Annotated in this window: 4 protein-coding genes; all 4 read left to right on the top strand. The window is 66.1% G+C overall.

Going from position 1 to position 4,755, the window contains the following annotated elements:
* The first annotated feature begins 623 nt into the window (after window positions 1-623).
* A complete protein-coding gene (gene nifV, locus ACY45C_RS06565; protein WP_462186747.1) occupies window positions 624-1,829 on the top strand; it encodes a homocitrate synthase in 1,206 nt (401 codons plus the stop codon).
* Window positions 1,830-2,029: 200 nt separating this feature from the next.
* Window positions 2,030-2,893, top strand: coding sequence for a nitrogenase iron protein (gene nifH, locus ACY45C_RS06560; protein ID WP_462186750.1), 864 nt, complete (start codon window positions 2,030-2,032; stop codon window positions 2,891-2,893).
* Window positions 2,894-2,936: 43 nt separating this feature from the next.
* Window positions 2,937-4,397, top strand: coding sequence for a nitrogenase molybdenum-iron protein alpha chain (gene nifD, locus ACY45C_RS06555; RefSeq protein WP_462186746.1), 1,461 nt, complete (start codon window positions 2,937-2,939; stop codon window positions 4,395-4,397).
* A gap of 67 nt (window positions 4,398-4,464) precedes the next feature.
* Window positions 4,465-4,755: DUF3364 domain-containing protein (locus ACY45C_RS06550; protein ID WP_462186745.1), on the top strand; the 291-nt coding region annotated here is incomplete at its 3' end.

Genomic DNA, 4,755 nt, shown 5'->3' with positions numbered 1-4,755 from the left:
GTCCCCACCTGACGGCAGCCGCCCCCACCCGACCCCAACCACCCCGCCCGGCGCGGCCCACAGCCATGCCCGTGAACCGTCACCTACAGCAAGATCACTAAAGCAGGTGAATGTTTACCCGGGAAGCTGCCAACATGAATGTGAGTCATCTTGTTCATCCGCCGTGACCAGCATCGATAGCGCCGACATCTGTACGTAACACGGCAGGTACCTCGCTGAAACTCTTGTTCGAATGTTCCGATAACATCTCATCTGCACGGGGCGTTTGCTACCGTCATCTACACCGCTCCGGCGGATCGGGGGATCCCCGTAATCGGGCGATCTTCCTGGCGTACCGTGTGCTCCGGACCACTTCGGCGGCGCGCCCGGAGCTATGTGGGCGGCGCCACGAGGGAAAGTTTCCAGGAAAATTTTAATTAAAGATTTTTCCTTGCGAATATCCTTCGTGGTATCTTTCGGGAGAAGCTTCCAGCCATCCCGACGGAATACCTGTTAACGCCGAAGTTACCGGGGCTTGCAGGGCTGAAATAAACGGCTCCTAGTGTTCTTCGTGTCGCCACCGGACAAACGGAGAACCACTGTTCGGGGCGAGCCCATGGCCTTCTGTTCTCGATCGACGGCTGGTGATGACAGTGCCCGGTCCCCGTTTTCCCAGCTCATCCACGCCTACGGTCGAGCCGGCCGCGCCGGTCAGGTTTTGCGACACCACCCTGCGCGACGGCGAGCAGGCGCCTGGGGTGGCATTCACCGCAGCCGAGAAACTTGCCATCGCCGCTGCTCTGGACGCTATCGGCGTACACCAGATCGAGGCCGGAATACCTGCCATGGGACCCGCCGAACGGGATGTCCTGCGGGAGATCCTCGCGACGCAGCCTCAGGCCGGCGTGGTGGCGTGGTGCCGGGCCGACCGCCGCGACATCGATGCCGCGGTGTCCTGCGGAATTGTCACTGCGCACCTAACCATTCCCGTCTCCGATCTGCATCTGAAGAGCAAGCTGGGCCGGGACCGGGGATGGGCGCGGCGCCGCATCCGCGACTGCGTCTTCGACGCGGCCGACCGCGGGCTGCGGTTTAGCGTCGGTCTGGAGGACGCCTCCCGCGCGGACGACAACTTCGTCATCGAGCTGGCCGGCGAGCTGCGCGAGTGGGGTGCCACCCGGATCCGCTGGGCCGACACGGTCGGTCTGCTGGACCCGGTCAGCGCCTACACCCGGCTCGGCCGGCTGGTCCAGGCGGTCCCGGGGGAGTGGGAGATCCACGCCCACGACGACTTCGGTCTGGCGACCGCGAACACCATCGCCGCGGTTCAGGCCGGATTCACCTGGGTTAGCACCACGGTGCTGGGTCTGGGGGAGCGGGCCGGCAACGCCCCGCTGGAGGAGGTGGCGATGGCCCTGCGGCACCTGTTGAAGGTGCCGGTGGACCTGGACACCACCTCGTTCCGCAGGCTCGCGCGGATGGTGGCCCGGGCCGCCTGCCGCCCGCTGCCGGTGGGCAAGGCGGTGGTCGGTGAGTCGGTGTTCGCGCACGAGTCGGGGATCCACGTCCACGGCGTGCTGCGACACCCGTCGACCTACGAGCCGTTCGACCCCGCCGAAGTAGGCGGGCAACGGCGGCTCGCGTTCGGGAAGCACAGCGGCCGGGTCTCGGTGCGTCACGCGCTGGCCCAGTACGGCATCACCGCCGACGACAGCGAGATCGAGCCGCTGCTTGAGCGGGTCCGGGCCACGGCGACCCAGACGAAGCGCGGCCTGCACGGCCGTGACTTCCAGGAACTTCTCGGGCGGGCCGAAGTGCCGGCCCCCCGAGTGGAGGCCCCGCCGTCCTAGGCCTGGTCCGGCAGGGACCGGACCCGGCTGGCAGACGCAACGGGGTCGATCAACAACTAACGGTTGTGCCGATGTCCTGGCCAAACCCGGCCGGCGGCACGACTCCAGCCCAGGGGCCCAGCGGCCCGACCTGCCCGATCGGCGTGGTCGTGGCACCGGTGCCCCCTGTGCTGGGCAACCGTTCCGAGGAGGAACACCGCATGCGCCAGATCGCGTTCTACGGCAAGGGTGGTATCGGCAAGTCCACCACCCAGCAGAACACCATGGCGGCGATGGCCGAGATGGGCAAGAAGGTCATGATCGTTGGCTGCGACCCCAAGGCCGACTCGACCCGGCTCATCCTGCACTCCAAGGCCCAGACCTCCGTCATTCAGCTGGCCGCCGAGAAGGGCTCGGTCGAGGACCTAGAGCTCGACGAGGTCCTGGTCGAGGGCCAGTGGGGCATCAGGTGCGTCGAGTCCGGCGGCCCGGAGCCCGGTGTGGGCTGCGCCGGCCGCGGTGTCATCACCTCCATCAGCTACCTGGAGGAAGCCGGCGCCTACGAGGACCTCGACTTCGTCACCTACGACGTCCTCGGTGACGTCGTCTGCGGCGGGTTCGCGATGCCGATCCGCCAGGGCAAGGCGCAGGAGATCTACATCGTCACCTCCGGCGAGATGATGGCGATGTACGCGGCGAACAACATCGCCCGAGGCATCCTCAAGTACGCGCACTCCGGCGGTGTCCGGCTCGGCGGGCTCATCTGCAACAGCCGTAACACCGACCGCGAGGACGAGCTGATCATCGAGCTCGCCCGCCGGCTCAACACCCAGATGATCCACTTCATCCCGCGTAACAACGTCGTGCAGCACGCCGAGCTGCGCCGGATGACGGTCATCGAGTACGACTCGAAGAACGAGCAGGCCGACCAGTATCGGCAGCTCGCCAAGAAGATCGTCGACAACGACATGAAGACCATCCCGACGCCGATCACCATGGACGAGCTCGAGGAGCTCCTCATCGAGTTCGGGATCATGGAGCAGGAGGACGAGACCATCATCGGCAAGGCCGCCGCTGTCGCCTGACCCTGTCACCTGCTCCGACTCCGTCGAGGATGAGGTCCCGACCATGACGACGACGCCGGCACCTATCAAGGCCGAGACCGAGGCGATGATCGCCGAGGTGCTGTCGAACTACCCCGCGAAGACGGCCAAGTTCCGGGCCAAGCACCTCAAGGCCAACGACCCCGATGGGTCGAAGGAGTGCGAGGTCAAGTCCAACATCAAATCCCGCCCGGGGGTCATGACGATCCGCGGCTGCGCCTACGCCGGTTCCAAGGGCGTGGTGTGGGGCCCGGTCAAGGACATCGTCAACATCAGCCACGGCCCGGTCGGCTGTGGCCAGTACTCCTGGGCCACCCGGCGCAACTACGCCCGCGGCCCCTGGGGTGTGAACAACTTTGCCGCGATGCAGTTCACGACCGACTTCCAGGAGAAGGACATCGTCTTCGGCGGTGACCCGAAGCTAGAGACGGTCTGCGACGAGATCACCGAGCTGTTCCCGCTGGCCAAGGGGATCTCGGTCCAGTCCGAGTGCCCGATTGGTCTGATCGGTGATGACATCGAGGCGGTCTCCCGCAAGGCCTCGAAGAAGCTCGAGCTGCCAGTCGTCCCGGTGCGCTGCGAGGGGTTCCGCGGGGTCAGCCAGTCCCTCGGCCACCACATCGCCAACGACGCGGTCCGCGACCACGTGCTGGGCACCGGTGGGAACACCTTCAAGCAGACGCCGTATGACGTCGCGCTCATCGGCGACTACAACATCGGCGGCGACGCCTGGGCCTCCCGGAAGATCCTGGAGGAGATGGGCCTGCGGGTCATCGCCCAGTGGTCCGGTGACGGCACGATCAACGAGATGGCCTCGACGCACCTGTCGAAGCTGAACCTGATTCACTGCTACCGGTCGATGAACTACATCTGCACAACCATGGAGGAGCGATACGGCACTCCGTGGACCGAGTTCAACTTCTTCGGTCCCACCAAGATCGTCGATTCGATGCGGAAGATCGCGGCTTTCTTCGACGACGAGATCAAGCAGAAGACCGAGGCGGCGATCGCCCGCTACCAGGTCCGATTCGACGAGATCACGAACGCCTTCCGGCCGCGCCTGGAAGGCAAGCGGGTCATGCTCGCGGTCGGCGGACTACGGCCCCGGCACACCATCGGTGCCTACGAGGACCTCGGCATGGAGGTCGTCGGCACCGGCTACGAGTTCGCGCACAAGGACGACTACACCCGCACCTACCCCGCTCTCGCGGAGGGCGTGGTCCTCTACGATGACCCGACGGCCTTCGAGCTGGAGGAGTTCGCCAAGCGGCTCAAGCCGGACCTGATGGGCGCGGGCGTCAAGGAGAAGTACGTCTTCCACAAGATGGGCGTCCCCTTCCGCCAGATGCACTCCTGGGACTACTCCGGGCCATACCACGGCGTGGACGGCTTCGCGGTCTTCGCCCGTGACATGGACATTGCGATCAACAGCCCGACCTGGGACCTCCTGGAGACCCCCTGGTCGAAGGCCGGAGAGGTGTTCTGACCGGCCGGTCCGGCTCCCGCCGGCGGTAGCCGGCAGTCATCAGCCACGGTAGAAGGGAGGATGTCCGGTGACGACGACTCCGGAAACAAACAGTTCCGTCCCGCTGCGGGTCCTCGACCACAGCGAGCTGTTCAAGGACGAGGTCTACCAGGAGCAGTTCGAGGGCAAGCGCGAGTTCGAGAACGGCAGCGACGCCGCCGAGGTAGCCCGGGTCCTGGAGTGGACCCGCGGCTGGGAGTACCGGGAGAAGAACTTCGCCCGGGAGGCGCTGACCGTCAACCCGGCCAAGGCGTGCCAGCCGCTCGGCGCGGTCCTGGCGGGCCTCGGCTTCGAGGGCACCATGCCCCTGGTGCACGGC

It is taken from the genome of Frankia sp. CcWB2 (assembly GCF_977927585.1).
The sequence above is the reverse complement of the archived record's forward strand: the minus strand, read 5'-3'. Positions and strand labels throughout refer to the sequence as shown.